The organism is Nocardiopsis sp. CNR-923 (genome assembly GCF_001942255.1).
Classification (GTDB): Bacteria; Actinomycetota; Actinomycetes; order Streptosporangiales; family Streptosporangiaceae; genus Nocardiopsis.
Genome location: NZ_MKKC01000076.1, coordinates 184,568 through 200,794, shown reverse-complemented (window position 1 = coordinate 200,794; position 16,227 = coordinate 184,568). Strand labels below are relative to the sequence as shown.

The 16,227-nt window shown below is 73.1% G+C and carries 10 protein-coding genes and 4 pseudogenes; 10 read left to right on the top strand and 4 right to left on the bottom strand.

All coding sequences use genetic code 11. The features are described 5' to 3' along the window. Positions 1–61 precede the first annotated feature (61 nt). Both BJF83_RS11345 and BJF83_RS26720 read left to right on the top strand, forming a co-directional pair. Complete coding sequence (locus BJF83_RS11345; RefSeq protein WP_143831850.1) at positions 62–3,250, top strand: glycosyltransferase family 2 protein; 3,189 nt, start codon at positions 62–64, stop codon at positions 3,248–3,250. After that, positions 3,247–4,449: pseudogene (locus BJF83_RS26720) on the top strand (DUF5719 family protein); the annotation flags it as partial. The gene BJF83_RS11345 and the pseudogene BJF83_RS26720, both read left to right, overlap by 4 nt. Before the next feature lie 368 nt (positions 4,450–4,817). Here the strand turns inward: BJF83_RS26720 and BJF83_RS11335 are convergent. Further along, positions 4,818–5,213, bottom strand: a complete 396-nt coding sequence (locus BJF83_RS11335; protein WP_075926242.1) for a metallopeptidase family protein — start codon at positions 5,211–5,213, stop codon at positions 4,818–4,820. A 173-nt stretch (positions 5,214–5,386) separates the two neighbouring features. Here BJF83_RS11335 and BJF83_RS11330 point away from each other — a divergent pair, with 173 nt between their 5' ends. The 4 genes and pseudogenes from BJF83_RS11330 to BJF83_RS11315 all read left to right on the top strand — a co-directional run bounded on the left by BJF83_RS11330 (position 5,387) and on the right by BJF83_RS11315 (position 9,148). Continuing rightward, the gene (locus tag BJF83_RS11330) at positions 5,387–5,782 is read left to right on the top strand and encodes a DUF3499 domain-containing protein (RefSeq protein WP_075926241.1); all 396 of its coding nucleotides are present in this window, start codon (positions 5,387–5,389) and stop codon (positions 5,780–5,782) included. Positions 5,783–5,949: 167 nt separating this feature from the next. Beyond that, a pseudogene (locus BJF83_RS11325) lies at positions 5,950–7,385 on the top strand (phosphomannomutase/phosphoglucomutase). A gap of 103 nt (positions 7,386–7,488) precedes the next feature. Further along, positions 7,489–7,665, top strand: a complete 177-nt coding sequence (locus BJF83_RS11320; RefSeq protein ID WP_075926271.1) for a Trm112 family protein — start codon at positions 7,489–7,491, stop codon at positions 7,663–7,665. A 154-nt stretch (positions 7,666–7,819) separates the two neighbouring features. Further along, positions 7,820–9,148, top strand: a complete 1,329-nt coding sequence (locus BJF83_RS11315; RefSeq protein WP_075926240.1) for a serine/threonine-protein kinase — start codon at positions 7,820–7,822, stop codon at positions 9,146–9,148. Positions 9,149–9,377: 229 nt separating this feature from the next. Here the strand turns inward: BJF83_RS11315 and BJF83_RS11310 are convergent, their stop codons facing one another. Together BJF83_RS11310 and BJF83_RS11305 are read right to left on the bottom strand one after the other, a co-directional pair. Further along, positions 9,378–10,166 carry a hypothetical protein gene (locus BJF83_RS11310; RefSeq protein WP_316042254.1) on the bottom strand — a complete coding sequence of 263 codons (789 nt, stop codon included), beginning with the start codon at positions 10,164–10,166 and terminating at the stop codon, positions 9,378–9,380. A 507-nt stretch (positions 10,167–10,673) separates the two neighbouring features. Next, positions 10,674–11,090 (bottom strand): MerR family transcriptional regulator, encoded by a 417-nt coding sequence (locus BJF83_RS11305; protein ID WP_075926239.1) that lies wholly within the window; start codon positions 11,088–11,090, stop codon positions 10,674–10,676. 128 nt (positions 11,091–11,218) lie between these two features. Here BJF83_RS11305 and ahcY (BJF83_RS11300) point away from each other — a divergent pair. Both ahcY (BJF83_RS11300) and ahcY (BJF83_RS11295) read left to right on the top strand, forming a co-directional pair. Beyond that, positions 11,219–12,654 (top strand): annotated as a pseudogene (ahcY, locus tag BJF83_RS11300) (adenosylhomocysteinase). A 77-nt stretch (positions 12,655–12,731) separates the two neighbouring features. Next, positions 12,732–13,994: an adenosylhomocysteinase gene (gene ahcY / locus BJF83_RS11295; RefSeq protein ID WP_075926238.1), complete on the top strand. Its 1,263-nt coding sequence runs from the start codon at positions 12,732–12,734 to the stop codon at positions 13,992–13,994. Between the two features lie 6 nt (positions 13,995–14,000). Here the strand turns inward: ahcY (BJF83_RS11295) and BJF83_RS11290 are convergent. Beyond that, positions 14,001–14,818: pseudogene (locus BJF83_RS11290) on the bottom strand (RDD family protein). Positions 14,819–14,934: 116 nt separating this feature from the next. Here BJF83_RS11290 and BJF83_RS11285 point away from each other — a divergent pair. Both BJF83_RS11285 and BJF83_RS11280 read left to right on the top strand, forming a co-directional pair. Next, entirely contained in the window at positions 14,935–15,927 is a 993-nt protein-coding gene (locus BJF83_RS11285) for a stage II sporulation protein M (RefSeq protein ID WP_075926237.1), read from the top strand. Positions 15,928–15,968: 41 nt separating this feature from the next. Then, entirely contained in the window at positions 15,969–16,226 is a 258-nt protein-coding gene (locus BJF83_RS11280) for a DUF397 domain-containing protein (RefSeq protein WP_075926236.1), read from the top strand. Position 16,227 lies beyond the last annotated feature (1 nt).

Below are 16,227 nucleotides of genomic sequence, written 5' to 3'. Positions count from 1 at the left end.
GCGGGGCACCGTCCCCGCGACCCGGGCCCGCCCCTCTCCCGGAAGAGAACACACCACAGCCGTGCTCGACCACGACCCCGCCCGACACGTCGTCACCGCGGTCATCGTCTCCCACGACGGCGCGCGTTGGCTGCCGGAGACCCTCGCCGCCGTCCGCGGCCAGTCCCGGCCCGTCCAGCGCGTCGTCGCCGCCGACACCGGAAGCACCGACGGCAGCGCCGAGCTGCTCACCGAGTACCTTCCCGACGACGCCGTCCTCGACCTCCCGGCCACCACCGGCTACGGCGACGCCGTCCGCGGCGCGCTCGGACTCCCCCGCTCCACCGCCCCCGTTCCCCGCCACGCGGGAGGCACGGAGTGGATCTGGCTGATCCACGACGACCTCACCCCCGAGCGCGACGCCCTCGAACGCCTGCTCGCCGCCGCCGACCAGGACCCCCGTGCCGCCGTGCTCGGACCCAAGCTCCGCGACTGGTTCGACCGCCGACGCCTCGTCGAGGCGGGCGTCACCATCGACGGGGCGGGACGCCGTGAGACCGGCCTCGAACAGCGCGAGTTCGACCACGGACAGCACGACGGCACCCGCCAGGTCCTCGCCGTCTCCAGCGCGGGCATGCTCGTGCGCCGCGACGTGTGGGACCGGCTCGGCGGATTCGACCCCGCGCTCCCCCTCTTCCGCGACGACATCGACTTCTGCTGGCGTGTGGGCGGCGCCGGGCTCCGCGCGGTCCTGGTCACGGACGCGGTCGCCTACCACGCCGAGGCCTCGGCCCGCCGACGCCGCCGCATCACCGCGACGCGCAACCACCCGCGCCGGATCGACCGCAGGCACGCCGTGTTCGTCCTCCTGGCGAACCTGCCCGCGGGCGGCATGGTGGCCGCGCTCGTGCGCAACTCCGTCGCCTCGCTGCTGCGCGTGCTGACGTACCTGCTCATCAAGCAGCCAGGCAACGCCCTGGACGAGGCCGCGGCCATCACGCTCGTGTACCTGAGACCGCTCCGCCTGGCCCGGGCCAGGTTCCGGCGGCGTCGCGACCGGCGCCGCACCTACAGCGCGATCCGCCCGTTCCTCGCCCGGGGCGTGGCCCTGCGCCAGTTCGCCGACACCCTCACCGGCATCCTGAGCGGCGAGCCCGTGCTCAACACCCCCGGCCGCCACCAGGCGGTCACCGTCGCGCCCAGCCCCGACGACGAGGCCGCCGCGCTCGCCGACCAGACCAGCTTCCTGCGCCGGGTCGTCCTCCGCCCCGGCGTCCTGCTCGTCCTGGGCCTGACCGTCGTCGCCGTCGTCGCCGAGCGCTCCCTGCTGTTCGGCGACCTCCTCGCGGGCGGGGCACTGCTCCCGGTCACGGGCTCGGCGGCCGACCTGTGGTCGCTCTACCTGGCCGCGTGGCCCGAAACCGGGCTGGGGTCGAACGCGCCCGTCGCACCCTACGTCGGCTTCCTGGCGCTGGCTTCCACGCTCACTCTGGGCCAGCCGTGGATCGCCGTCTGCGTCGTCCTCCTCGGCTGCGTGCCGCTGTCCGGGCTGACCGCCTTCCTGCTCGCCCGCGAGGTGGTCGGTCCCCGTCCGGTCCGCCTGTGGACGGCCGCCGTCTACGCCCTGCTGCCGGTGGCCACCGGCGCGGTCGCCCAGGGACGGCTGGGGACGGCCCTCGTCCACGTCCTCATGCCCGTCATGGGGCTGCTCCTGGTCCGTCTCGTCACGCTGCCGCCCCGACGGTCCCGCCGCGCGGCGTGGGGGCTCGGCCTGGTCCTTGCGGCGGCCACCGCGTTCGTCCCCCTTGTGTGGGCGCTCGCCCTCTTCACGGGAATGCTGGTCGCTGCGGCGTTCGGGCACCTGGGGCGGCGGCTGTACGTGAGCGTCGCGCTGAGCCTGACCGTTCCCATCGTCCTGCTGCTGCCGTGGTCGCTCGAACTCCTGCGTCACCCCACGCTGTGGCTGCTGGAGGCCGGCCTGCGCCCGCCGACGACCGGCGCCACCGCCGCCCAGCTGCTCCTGCTGTCCCCCGGCGGCCCGGGGACCCCTCCGGCCTGGGTCACGGCCGGGTTCGCGGCCGCCGCGCTGTGCTCGCTCCTGCTCCTGCGCGACCGGAAGATCGTCGCGGCGGGGTGGACCCTCGCCCTGGTCGGGCTGCTCGTCGCCGTCGTGACCAGTCGCCTGGTCGTCGAACCCTACCCCGGCGGGCCCCCGATCCAGATCTGGCCCGGCACGGCCCTGTCCTTCGCCGCCACCGCCGTGCTGCTCTCCGCCGCCACCGGCGCGCGGTCGCTCGGCCCCATGCTGCGCCTCGGCGGGCTCCGCCGGGTGTTCGCGGTCGCCGTGTCCGCCCTCGCGCTGGTCACACCCCTGTCCGCCGCGGCCGTGTGGGTGGCGGGGGGCGTGGACGGGCCGCTCACCGGCCGGGCCGACATGGCGGTGTCCCGCGCGCTGGCGGTCATCGACGGGGGCGGCACCCGGCCCCGCACGCTGGTCGTCACCCCGGGCGAAGGCGGCGTCGACTACGCCGTCCTGCGCGGCGAGCAACCCCGGCTCGGGGACGAGGGCGTCCTGCCGACCGCTCCGACCAGGGAGGTCATGGACCGCGCGGTCGCCGAGTTGGTCGCCGGTCAGGGCGGAGAGCACCTGCACACCCTCGCCGACTTCGGCGTGCAGTACGTGCTCTACCCGCGCCCGGAGGTCGACGGCGCGCACGACACCTCGATGCTCACGACCCTGGACGGCACACCCGGACTGCTGCGGATGTCGCTGTCCGACCGTTACGGGCTCTGGCGCGTGGGCGAGTCCACCGGAGCGCTGCGCGTGGTCGAGGGGGCCGTCACCGGGGCCGACGAGATCGAGGCTGAGGTCCTCGCGGTCGGCGACGACCTGCCAGACGGGGAGGCCGGACGGCTGCTGTTCCTGGCCGAACCCGCCGACGACGGGTGGCGCGCGACACTCGACGGGGCCGCGCTGACCCCCGTCGACACGGAGACCGGAGTCCAGGCGTGGGAGCTGCCGGCGCGGGGCGGCGCGCTGGACGTCCGCCACGTCGACCCCGTCCACACCGCCTGGCTGGCCACCCAGGGAGTGGCGTTCCTGGCGGTCGCCGTCCTCGCCGTTCCCGGGGCGCGGACCGAGGAGGAGACCCGCCTGATCGAGGCGACGCCGACACCCCGACCCCGCCGACCGCGGTGGACCGGCCGCCGCTCCCGCAGGGGCGGGCGGCGGCGGGCGGTCCGGGGCACGACCACGGCCAAGGGGGAATGATGCGGCTCATCGTGCGGAACCGGTTCGCGCTGTTCGGCCTCGTGGCGGTGGCGCTGACGGCGCTGTTCGGCGCCGCCCTCGTCCCCGCGACGGAACCCCTGGGCGCCACCGATCCGGGCACGGTCCGGCCCGACCGCGCGGTTCGGGTGTGCCCGGCCCCGTACGACGGGTCGGACGGCGTCCTGGCCGCCTACGCGCCGCGGGTCGGCCGCGACGACGTCGGCGGGCTGTCGGCCGACGTCGGGGACGAGATCACCGAGCCCGGCAGTGTCTGGTTGGCCGAGACCGGAGGTTCGGACGACCCCGCCGTCCTGCGCGCCGAGGGCAGCCTGGCCTCCGGGCTCGACTCGGCGCAGACCACCGTGACGGACGACGGCGTGACCGAGGTACGCTGCGCGGCCCCCTCGACCAGCACCTGGTTCGCCCTCCCCGGCGGCAGCGAGCAGGGCGCGAGCGGTGAGCGGAACCCGCACCCGATGGACGCGGGGCAGACCGCGGAGGACTGGGTCGGGACCGAGACGCTCACCGTGCACCTCACCAATCCCGCCCAGACCGCGGCGACGGTGAGCGTGGACGTGTACACCGCGGGCGGACTGTCCTTCTCCGCCGACAGCCGCGGAATCTCGGTGCCCGCCGGGCGGTCGACCGAGCTCGACCTGACCGAGCTGATCCAGCAGTCAGCCGCCCTCGGCGTCCACGTCCGCACCAGCACCGGCCGGGTGGCCGCCGCGCTGCTCGCCGAGCACGCGGGCGGCGCCACGGGGTGGGTACCGCCCACGCGTGTCCCCGACGCACGGCACGTCATCCCCGGCGTGCCCGCCGGCGAGGGCGCGCGGCGGCTGTTCGTCACCGTTCCCGGAGACGAGTACACCGAGGTCCGGGTGCGGGTGCTGCCCGCCGAGGACGATCCCGAGGAGGAACTGGTCCTCGACGTGCCACCGTCCGCCTCCGGATGGGTCACCCTGACCCCGGCCCTGGCGGGTCGGGCGGGCACGGTCGTCGTGGAGGCCGACGCGCCCGTGGTCGCGGGCGTCCTCGCTGCGGACTCCGACACCGCCTACCCCGCCGCCGCGGAGCCGCTCGCCAGCCCCCTGGACACCAGCGCCGTCCTGCCGTTCGTTCCCGCCGACATTGACGTGGAGGTGGTGATGAGCGCCCTCGACGGCGACGCCCAGGTGGTGGTGACGCCGATCGGCGCGGACGGGACCCAGGGCGACGCCGCCCACGTCGACCTGCCCGCCGGGACCACGCGCGTGGTCGGGCAGGACTGGAACCTGCCGTCGGAGGAGGGGAACTCGTTCCGACTGGAGCTGCTGGAGGACTCCGGTCCGGTGCACGCCGCACGGATCCTCAGCACGCGGAACGGATGGAGCGTGCTCCCGTTGCCCCCGGCGCCCGTGGAAGTACGGCTGCCGGCGCGCGGGGGTCGATGCTCGGGATCGTCCCCTGAGACGTGTCCGCCTCGGGGCACGCACTCACCGGGCCTGCCCGCCGCCCGCGAAGGACACCGGCGACGCGGTCTGGCCCCGGGTGCCCCGGCGCGCCCGACCGTCCGGACGGAGGCCCCTCACGCCTCGGGATCGACGGACTCCGGCTCCACGCCCAGCAGGTTGGCGACCTCCTCGACGACCGCCTCGTGGACCAGCAGCGCCGTCTCCTCGGGATCCTTGGTCCGGATCTCCACGGGACGCCGGTAGACCACGATGCGGGCCTTGCCGTCGGGGTCGGTCTCCAGACGGGAGAACGGGATCGACTCCGTCAGGGGGCCGTGGGGCGGGATCGGGGGGACGTCCTCGACGAGGAAGTCCACGTTCGCCAGTTCGCGCGCCCACAGACGCTCCAACCGTTCGACGGCGTCCAACACGAGGTCGTCGAACGCCTGCGCTCGGCTACGGAAAACCGGCAGGTCGGCGGGCACGAGAGGACCGCGGACACCTCGGCCGCGGCGGTCCCGGCGCCGCACTCGGTCTGGTTGGCCACTGGAAAGGCGCACTCGTCGCACACTTCGAGACTAAGCCATCATTCGCCCCGCGCGTAGTCCCGATCGACCTGAACCCGGGCGCGCGAGACCCGCTGCGGCGACGGTCGTGGGACGATGCTGGCGTGTCCTCCGGTAAAGGCATACAGTCAAACGCTGTGAGCCATGTTCGACGCTGCTCCCGTACCGCGTGCAGGCAGCCCGCCGTCTTCACGCTCACGTACGTGTACGCCGACTCCACCGCCGTCCTGGGGCCGCTCGCCGCCTACGTGGAACCGCACTGCTACGACCTGTGCGCCGTCCACGCGGACCGGCTGACGGCCCCGCGCGGCTGGGATGTCGTGCGGCTTCCGGTCGAGACGTCGGGCGGCGGGCCCGGCAGCGACGACCTGGAGGCGCTCGCCGACGCGGTGCGTGAGGCGGCGCGTCCGCCGTCGCGCGCGGTTCCTCCCGACGCTGTCGGCGAGGGGACCGAGACCCTGCGCCGCGGCCACCTGCGCGTGGTCCGTTCCGACCCCGGTCGGGGAGACCAGGATTCCCGGCCCCGGGGCTGACGCCGAAGCGGAGGCGCCGCACGGAGCCGGGGCCGATCGCCGTCACCCTCCGTCTGGGGCGCCTCCACCCCGGGCGCCGCCGGAGGTCCTCTGCCGCTTGCTACGTTGGTACGGCGCGGACCCCGCGCCGCAGAACCCAGGAGCAGGACCGACTGGCCGGAGAAGACGTGGCTGACCTCGGAAGCATCTTCAAGGCATACGACGTGCGCGGTGTGATCCCGGACACCTTCGACGCCGACGTCGCCCGCGCGATCGGTACGGCCTTCGCCCGCGTGGTCGGCGGGTCGGCGGTCGTGGTCGCGCACGACATGCGCCCCTCCTCACCCGAACTCGCGACGGCCTTCGCCGACGGCGTCACCTCCCAGGGCCTCGACGTCGTGTTCGCCGGACTCGGCTCCACCGACCTCCTCTACTACGGTTCGGGCCACCTTGACCTGCCCGGTGCCATGTTCACCGCCAGCCACAACCCCGCCGAGTACAACGGCATCAAGATGTGCCGGGCCGGAGCGGCCCCCATCAGTGGTGAGACCGGCCTGGACGAGATCAGACGCCTGGCCGAGGAGAGCATGACCGGGCCGAAGGCCTCCGTTGAGGGTGGTAGCCCGTCCCGGCGCGGAGCGCCCTCGACGGGCGATGGCGGGCGACGCGTGGGCCGCGAGCACGACGGACCCGCGGGTACCGTCACCGAGCGGGAGCTGCTGCCGGGCTACGCCGCCTACCTGCGCGACCTGGTGGACCTGTCGGGGATCCGTCCGCTGAGGGTGGCCGTCGACGCGGGCAACGGGATGGGCGGGTACACGGTCCCGGCCGTCCTGGAGCAGGGTTTGCCGTTGGAGATCATCCCCCTGTACTTCGAGCTGGACGGCACCTTCCCCAACCACCCGGCCAATCCGCTGGACGAGGCCAACCTGGTCGACCTCCGGGCGAAGGTCCGCGAGGTCGGCGCGGACATCGGGCTGGCCTTCGACGGTGACGCCGACCGGTGCTTCGTCGTCGACGAGCGCGGCGAGCCCGTCCCCCCGTCCGCCATCACCGCACTGGTCGCCGCCCAGGAACTCGCCCGGGAGCCAGGCGCGACGATCATCCACAACCTCATCACCTCCAACGCCGTCCCCGAGATCGTGCGGGAACGGGGCGCGTCCCCGTCCGCACCCGGGTCGGTCACTCCTTCATCAAGGCCACCATGGCCGAGACCGGCGCGATCTTCGGCGGGGAGCACTCCGCCCACTACTACTTCCGGGACTTCTGGCGGGCCGACACGGGTATGCTCGCGGCGATGCACGTCCTGCGGGTCCTGGGCTCGGACGACCGTCCGCTCTCCCGGATCGCCGAGGAGTACTCGCGCTACGCGTCGTCCGGGGAGGTCAACTCCACGGTGGCCGACGCACCCTCCCAGATGGCACGGGTCCGCGCGGCCTTCGCCGGCAGGGACGGCGTCACCGTCGACGAACTCGACGGCCTGACCGTCCAGTTGCCGGACGGATCCTGGTTCAACCTGCGCGCCTCCAACACCGAGCCGCTCGTGCGGCTCAACGTCGAGGCGTCCGACGAGGGAACCGTGGCCAAGGTGCGCGACGAAGTCCTGGCCATCGTCCGGGCCTGACCTGGCGACGGGAGGTTCCGCGCCGGGCCAGGGGATCCGCACGGCGCGGACGTGCCACGGCGTGGTCGCGCCACGGGCACACGACATCACGAGGAACGAGAACATGAGCACGAAGATCGACGGGTGGCTGCTGGACATCCTGGCCTGCCCGCAGAGCCAGGCGCCGCTGCGCCACGACCCCGAGACCGACGAACTGGTCTGCGACGAGAGCGGCCTGGCCTATCCCATCCGGGACGGCATCCCGGTGCTGCTCGTCGACGAGGCGCGAAAAATCGGTTGAGTCGGGACGGAACGTTCTGGCCGTTTCAGCAGTCGAAACGACTGAGGACGGGGTGTGAGCCGCGGCCCGTCGACGTGCCCGTCCACGACGCGGTGTTCGCCAGACCCCATACCCTGATTCTGCGCGCCCCGCACGAAAGCCCTGGAGGACACTGATGCCCGGTCAACCGCTACAGCCGAGCGACCCCCCAGCGTTCGGCGCGTACCGGGTGACCGGCCGCCTGGGCAAGGGCGGGCAGGGCGTGGTCTACCTCGCGGAGGACGCCGAGGGCGACCAGGTCGCGGTCAAGGTCCTCAACGACCAGTGGGCGGGCGACGGCGACCTGCGCCGGCGGTTCGCCAAGGAGGTCCGGGCGGCGCAGAAGGTCGCGTCCTTCTGCACGGCCGCGATCCTGGACGCCCAACTCGACGAGGACCCGCCCTACGTGGTCAGCGAGTTCGTGCCGGGCAGCGATCTCCAGAACACCGTTGCCAAGGGCGCCCCCCTGCGGGGGCCCAAGCTCCAGCGCCTCGCCGTGTCCACGGCCACGGCCCTGGTCGCGATCCACCGTGCGGGCATCGTCCACCGTGACTTCAAGCCAGGAAACGTCCTGCTGGGTCCGGACGGGCCCCGGGTGATCGACTTCGGCATCGCTCGCATGGACGACGGGACGGCCACCATGACCAACTCGATCGTCGGGACGCCGTCCTACATGGCGCCCGAGCAGATCGAGGGGCGCGGGGTCACCGACAAGTGCGACATATTCGCCTGGGGCTGCGTGATCGCGTTCGCCTCCACCGGCCACGCCCCGTTCGGGTCCGACACCGTCCCGGCGGTGGTGCACCGGGTGATCAGCGCACCGCCCGAGCTGGACGGGGTGGACGAGGTGCTGCGGCCGGTCGTCGAGTCCTGCCTGGACAAGAACCCCGACAACCGGCCCAGCGCGCAGGCCCTGCTCATGCGTCTGCTGGGCCACGAGGGGGCCGAGGACAACGGTTCCACCGACGACGCGTTCCAGCGGGGCGAGCGGATCGCCCAGGCCGGGGGCGCGTTCACCGGCGGACAGGTTCCGCCGATGGGGCACCACGCGCCGCCGCGCACCGGTCCCCAACAGGGTTTCGGAGGCTACCCGCCGCACGTGTCCGATCCGCGCGCGGGTCAGAACCCGGGCACGTCCAACCCGCGCCCCATGGGCCAGCCGATGGGCACGGGGCCGGGTCCGGCCTACGGCGCGCACCCCGGCGCCGTGAACCCCCACCCCGGCATACCGGGGGGCTACCCGCAACCCCAGCGGCGGCCGATGCCGCCCGCCGGGCCGCCCGGGGCCAACCAGATGGCCACCGGCGCCAACCCGAACCAGACCTACGCGCGTCCCGCGGCGGGGCGGCCGATGCCCCGCCCGGTGGAGCAGAACTCGGTGCTCCAGCAGAGCTGGGTGATCCCGGCCGTGCTGATGACCATCGTCATCCTCATCCTGTTCCTGGTGCTGCTCGCCGTGAGCTGACCGGCGGCGGGCCGTCCGGCGGCCGTCCCCCGCTCGTCCCGCCGGGGCGGCGCGCCGACCGCGGCCTCCTGACGGCGGTCCGGACGACACCCTGGGTTCCGCTGTCGTCGGGCCACGGGCGTGGGACCCTTATGTCCCCTGGGCGTTCGAGCGGCCCGAGCCAGGAGTGCCCGCGGGTCCCGGCGCGGGAGAGGCGATGAGCACGCCCCTGACTTCCGGGGGAGGGCGCTCACACCCGGGTGAGTACGTTCATCGCCCGTGAGACGGCCTCGTCCACCAGTTCGCGGATCTGCGGCCAGCGGTCGTCCACGCAGTCCGACGGCATCACGGTGACGCTCTCGGCGCCGGACATGTCCAGAGCGTCGCGCGCCCCCTCCGGTGTGGTGAGCCACGCGTCGGCGGTGACCGCGAGCACGCCGGTGGTCGGGCAGCCGACCTCCTGCACGACCACGAACAGGGTCAGGGACGCGTCGCCCACCACCAGTTCCAGCGCCGTCCACCAGTGCGCGGCTCCCGGGGTGAGGACCGTGCGGGAGGCCGGTGCGGGGGCGGCGGTCTCCTCCGGTGCGGCGTCGGACCCGCCCGTGCGCACGACCGTTCTCGCCCGCGGGTCCAGGGCCTGGAGGATGAGCGCCAGGGAGGCCCGGCGCGACCGCACGTAGTCCTGGACTCTGCGGCACGTCACCGACGCCAGGGGGGAGATGTGCGCCCGCGGAGGCGGCACGCGCGCGGGCGCCCAGCACAGTTCGTCCCGCAGTGCGCTGGTGACCAGGCGCGCGAAGTGGTGGACCAGCTCGGCGAAGCGTGCGGCGGGGTCCCGCTCCTCGGAGGGCGGCGGGAAGTAGCGCGGGTCCGGGAGCAGGGGCGGGTGGTCGGCGCGCTGGAGCACCAGGGAGGCGAGGATCCACGGCAGGGCCCACGGCGGGTCGTCGGCGGGGGCGTCCGAGGGCCCCGCCCCGGGACCGTCCGTGTCGGAGGCCCCGAGGTCGCGCAGCACCTCGACGCACCCGGCGTACACGTGCGCGGATCGGACGACGGGATGCGCGTGCGCGGCGGCGGCCCGGCCAGCCGGTCGGCCTGGGCGGTTCTCAGGGGGCCGGGGGAGCGGTGGCGGCAGTCGGAGGGCAGGTCGGCCGAGCGGCGGGCGAGGTCCTCGACGTAGTCCGCGGTGAGCGGTTGGCCGGACATCCCGTCCTCGGAGGTGGAAACGACCAGCTCCTCCAGGGCGGGTCCACCGCCCCAGTCGCGGACCCGGCGTCGGATCAGCGCGCGCAGGGCGGCCGCGCGCGCGTCCTGCGGCTGGCCGTGGCGGTACCGGGTCCAGATGGCATGGAGCCGGTCGACGTCGGTGAGCTCGTCGCGCACGTGGACCGGGAGACGGTTCAGGGTCGCGCCGCTGCTAAGGGTATCCACGTCAGGATCCGTAGCCCGTGGACTCGCCGCCAAAACCTGTTGGGGCGCAGGGTCTGTGGCCGTGACCGGTCGCGCACGTGTGTCAACCCACGGTGGGGGTGGGCGTCCTCGGTCAGGGCCGACGGTGGTGGAGCAGGCGCATCGCCTTCTCCTTCTCGAAGTCCATGGCCCGCGCGGGGGCGGCGGTCAGCCTGCCCAACCGCTCGCCGTGCGCGCGCACCCGCGCCAGCACCTCCGGCTCGGCCAGCACGCGCAGCGCGAACGCCAGCGCGGCGGGCGGGATGTCGAACTCGCGCTCCATCTCCAGGCCGACCGTGATCGTGCGCAGATCCTCCTCGGTGAAGCGGCGGTGGCGGTGCCCGCGTCCGGTCGGGCGTTCCTGGGTGCGGGGCAGCAGGCCCAGAGCCTCGCGGTAGCGCAGCATGCGGGCCGTCGTGCCCACCCGTTCGGCCGCCGCCGAGATCGGCACGGGACCGGTCGGCACGGAGAGCCGGTCGGGTGCGGGAGGGGCGTCGTCGAGGGCGGCCATGGAGGCGAGCCTAACCCACTTTCCACGTGAGTCGAAGTAAATCTGACAGCTGATTGTCAGAAAAACGCCGCGCGGGCGGGAGCGCCCCTAGAATCAGGGTCGCCACCACGATCACGAGTGAGGAACGCATGGCTTTCGACTTCAAGGTCGCCGATCTTTCCCTGGCCGAGTTCGGCCGTGACGAGATCCGGCTCGCCGAGCACGAGATGCCCGGCCTCATGGCCACTCGCGCGGAGTACGGCGACAGCAAGCCCCTGCGGGGCGCCCGCATCATGGGCTCCCTGCACATGACCGTGCAGACCGCTGTTCTGATCGAGACCCTGGTCGCCCTCGGCGCCGAGGTGCGCTGGGTCAGCTGCAACATCTTCTCCACCCAGGACCACGCGGCCGCGGCCGTGGCCGTCGGCCCCGACGGAACCGTCGACGAACCCCGGGGCGTCCCGGTGTTCGCCTGGAAGGGCGAGACGCTGGAGGAGTACTGGTGGTGCACTGAGCAGGCGCTCACGTGGCCGGGCGCCGAGGGCCCCAACATGATCCTCGACGACGGCGGCGACGCCACCATGCTCGTGCACAAGGGGGCTGAGTACGAGCGGGTCGGCGCGGTCCCCGACCCCGACACGGCCGACAGCGAGGAGTTCGGCGTCGTCCTGCGACTCCTGCGCGAGAGCCTGGCCAAGGACCCGCAGAAGTGGACGAAGATCGCCGCGGGCATCAGGGGCGTCACGGAGGAGACCACGACCGGCGTCCACCGCCTGTACGAGATGCAGCGCGACGGCAGCCTCGCCTTCCCCGCTATCAACGTCAACGACTCCGTCACCAAGAGCAAGTTCGACAACAAGTACGGCATCCGCCACTCGCTGCCCGACGGCATCATGCGCGCCACCGACGTCCTCATCGGCGGCAAGGTGGCCGTGGTGTGCGGCTACGGCGACGTCGGCAAGGGCTCCGCCGAGGCGCTGCGCGGCCAGGCGCCCGGGTGGTCGTCACCGAGATCGACCCGATCAACGCCCTCCAGGCCGCCATGGACGGCTTCCAGGTCACCACCCTGGAGGACGTGGTGGAGACCGGTGACATCTTCATCACCACCACCGGCAACCTCAACGTGATCATGGCCGACCAGATCGCCCGCATGAAGCACCAGGCGATCATCGGCAACGTCGGCCACTTCGACAACGAGATCGACATGGTGGGTCTGGCGAAGCTCCCCGGGATCGCCAAGAAGGAGATCAAGCCGCAGGTCCACGAGTGGACCTTCGCCGACGGCACGTCCGTTCTGGTGCTGTCCGAGGGCCGACTGCTCAACCTGGGCAACGCCACCGGCCACCCGAGCTTCGTGATGTCCAACAGCTTCACCAACCAGGTCATCGCTCAGATCGAGCTCTTCACCAAGCCGGACGAGTACCCGACCAACGTGTACACGCTGCCGAAGGTCCTGGACGAGAAGGTGGCGCGACTGCACCTGGACGCGCTCGGCGTCCGGCTGACCACGCTCACCAAGGAGCAGGCCGCCTACATCGGCGTGGACGTCGAGGGCCCGTACAAGCCCGACCACTACCGCTACTAGAGGCCAGGGGCGGGCCGGAGCCGGGTACGCCACCCGACTCCGGTCCGGTTCCACGAGACACGGACACGGGTGAGCTGATGACTGGCCCCTCGCACGAGGTGGCGGACCTCGGACTGGCCGAGGCCGGGGTACGCCGGGTGGACTGGGCCGAGCGCTCCATGCCCGTGCTGCGCAGCGTGCGTGAGCGGTTCGCGCGGGAACGGCCGCTCGACGGCACGCGCGTCGCCGCGTGCCTGCACGTGACGGCCGAGACGGCCAACCTGCTGCGCGCCCTGCGCGCGGGCGGCGCGGAGGTCTGGCTGGCCGCCTCCAACCCGCTGTCCACCCAGGACGACACCGCCGCGGCCCTGGTCGCCGAGTACGGAGTGGCCGTGCACGCGTGGGCGGGCATGGACCAGGCCGCCTACGACCGCAACCTGGTCACCGTCCTGGAGGCCCGCCCCGATGTGCTGCTCGACGACGGCTGCGACCTGGTGAACACGGTCCACTCGCTGCGCCCCGACCTCATGGACGGGGTGCTGGGCGGCTGCGAGCAGACCACCACCGGGGTGATCCGACTGCGGCGGATGAGCGCGGCGGGCGAGCTGCGACTGCCGATGGTCGCGGTCAACGACACCGCCACCAAGCGCATGTTCGACAACCGGTACGGGACCGGACAGTCGACGATAGACGGCATTCTGCGCGCCACCAACGCGATGCTCGCCGGGCGCACGATCGTCGTGGCCGGGTTCGGCTACTGCGGCCGCGGCCTGGCCGAGCGCGCCCGGGGGATGGGCGCACGCGTGGTCGTCACCGAGGTGGACCCCGTCAAGGCCCTGGACGCGGTCATGCAGGGCTACACGGTCACGACCATGGACGAGGCGGCGCCGCTCGGGGACGTGTTCGTCACCGTGACCGGCAACCGGGACGTCGTCCGGGCCGAGCACCTGGAACGGATGCGGGACGGCGCGATCCTGGCCAATTCGGGCCACTTCGATCTGGAGATCGACCTCGTCGCGCTGGACCGGATGGCGGTCGAGGTCAACCGCGGGGTGCGCGAGCAGGCGGACGAGTACGTGTTCGCCGACGGGCGCCGGGTCCTGCTGCTCTCCGAGGGGCGGCTGGTCAACCTGGGCGCGGCGGAGGGACACCCGGCCGCGGTGATGGACATGTCCTTCGCCGTGCAGGCCCTGACCACCGAGTGGCTCGCCCGGCACCACGCCGAGTTGGAACCGGGCGTGGTCGAGGTGCCGGAGGAGACCGACACCGAGGTGGCCCGCCTCGGACTGGCGGCGCTCGGAGTGCGGATCGACGCCCTCACCCCCGACCAGGACGCGTACCTGCGCTCGTGGCACCCCTGAGGGAGGTCAGGAACGGCCGTACGCGGGTCCCGTGGGGCCGTCGCGCCAGGCGTTCACCGCGTGCCGGCGGCGGCGTTCGGCGAGCACGGCGGCCAGGAAGTGCGGCGGGGCCGTCCCCGGCGGCGGGGGCGGGCTGATCTGGGCGGCCACCGCGTCGGCCAGGCGTACGCCCATCTCGTGGCGGGTGTGCTCGGCCAGCTCCGTGTACCGCACGACGTACTGGCGGGCGGCCGCGGCCGTCTCGGGGGTGAGACGGGACAGTTCGGCTCCGGCGGCCCACTGCGCCAGGTGCGGGGGCATCGCGACGAACTCCTCACGTCGCGCCCGGTGCGCTCCTCGACGACCATCGTGCCCGCGATGAAGTCGCCCACGCGCCGTCCGTCGCGGTTGATCATCGACGTGAACAGGGCGATCACCCCGGTCGCCAGCCAGATCTCCACGAAGCCCGCGAGCGCGCGGGCCAGGGCCTGGCGGAAACGGACGGGGGAGCCGTCGGTGCCGACCACCCGCAGCCCCAGCGCCAGCTTGCCGAGTGATCGGCCTCGGGAGACGGTCTCGAACGCGGTGGGGTATCCGACGATGATGAGGACCATCGCCGCCGTGAAGAAGGCCATCGTGGCGGCCAGGTCGACGCCCGTGCCGATCCAGGTGGCGGCCACGCCCAGGGCGGCCAGGAGGATGAGCTGGAGGATGACGTCCAGAGCGATGGCCGCGGCCCTGGTGGCGAAGCCCGCCGGGCGCAGATCGAGGACCACCGCGTCGCCCGTGACCAGCGGAGCCGTGCCGTACACGTCCTCGCGGGCCTCGCCGCCGGAGTGGTTCACCCGCTCACGCTCCCTCGAAGTCCGTACCGTACCCTCCGACACTACCGCCACCTGCGCTTCCGGGAGTCAGCGGGCGGGGCACGGAACGGGCACGACGACCCAGTAGGGTCTCACACGTGGATATCGACGTGTTCGCGGCGGCGCACGCCAAGGAGTGGGATCGCCTGGATCGCCTGGTGGGCAGGCGCCGACGGCTGTCCGGCGAGGAGATCGACGAGTTGGTCGAGCTCTACCAGAGGGTGTCCACGCACCTGTCGGTGGTGCGCTCCTCGGGGCAGGACCCGGCGCTGGTGGGACGGCTCTCGGCGCTGGTGGCGCGCGCGCGTTCGGCGGTGACCGGGGCGCACTCCTCGGCCTGGCGGGACGTCGCGGGGTTCTTCACGCGGGTGTTTCCGGCCGTGCTGTACCGGTTGCGGTGGTGGTGGCTCGCGGTGACCCTGGGCATGGTGCTGGTGTCCACGGCGACGGCCGCGTGGCTCGTGAACACCCCGGAGGCGCTGTACGCGCTCGGTTCGCCGGAGGACATGGCGCGGTACGTCGAGCACGACTTCGCCAACTACTACGTGGAGAACCCGGCGGGTTCGTTCGCCGCCCGCGTGTGGACGAACAACGCGTGGATCGCGGCGGTGGCGATCATCTCCGGGGCGTTCCTCGGGCTGCCGACCCTGTACGTGCTGGCGACCAACGGGGTGGCGTTGGGCCAGGTGGCGGCGATGATGATCGCCAACGACCGGGCGGGCGTGTTCTTCGGGCTGATCCTGCCGCACGGGCTGCTGGAGCTGACGGCGGTGTTCGTGGCGGGCGGCGTGGGCCTCAAGCTCGGGTGGACGATCATCTCCCCGGGCGACCGGACACGGCTGCGGGCGCTGGGCGAGGAGGGCCGGGCCGCCGTCGCGGTGGCGCTGGGGCTCGTGGTGGTGCTGTTCATCTCCGGGCTCATCGAGGGCTTCGTGACCGGGTGGGTCGACGCGGTGTGGCTGCGGATCGGGATCGGCGCGGTCGCGGAGGCGCTGTTCTTCGTGTACGTGTACACGCTCGGCAGGTGGGCGTACCACGAGGGCGAGACCGGGGACCTGGAGAACGCGCCGGCGGCCGTGCCGGTCGCCTGAAACCGCGGCGGCGCGGGGGTTCCTGTGGCAGCATCGGCCCCATGGACGAACAGACCCCCCGTTGGTTCAAGAGCAGCCACAGCGACGCGGCCGACGGCGGGTGTGTGGAGGCGGCGCTGTCGGAGCGGCACTGGGCCAAGAGCTCCCATAGCGACGCCTGCGCGCACTGTGTGGAGGTCGCTTTCTCAGGACCTACCGTCATGCTGGTGCGCGACACCCGGAACCGCGCTGGCGCGGTGCTGGGCGTAGGAGCATCGGATTGGGTGCGGCTCGTCCGCCTGATCTCCGGCGAGGTGTAGT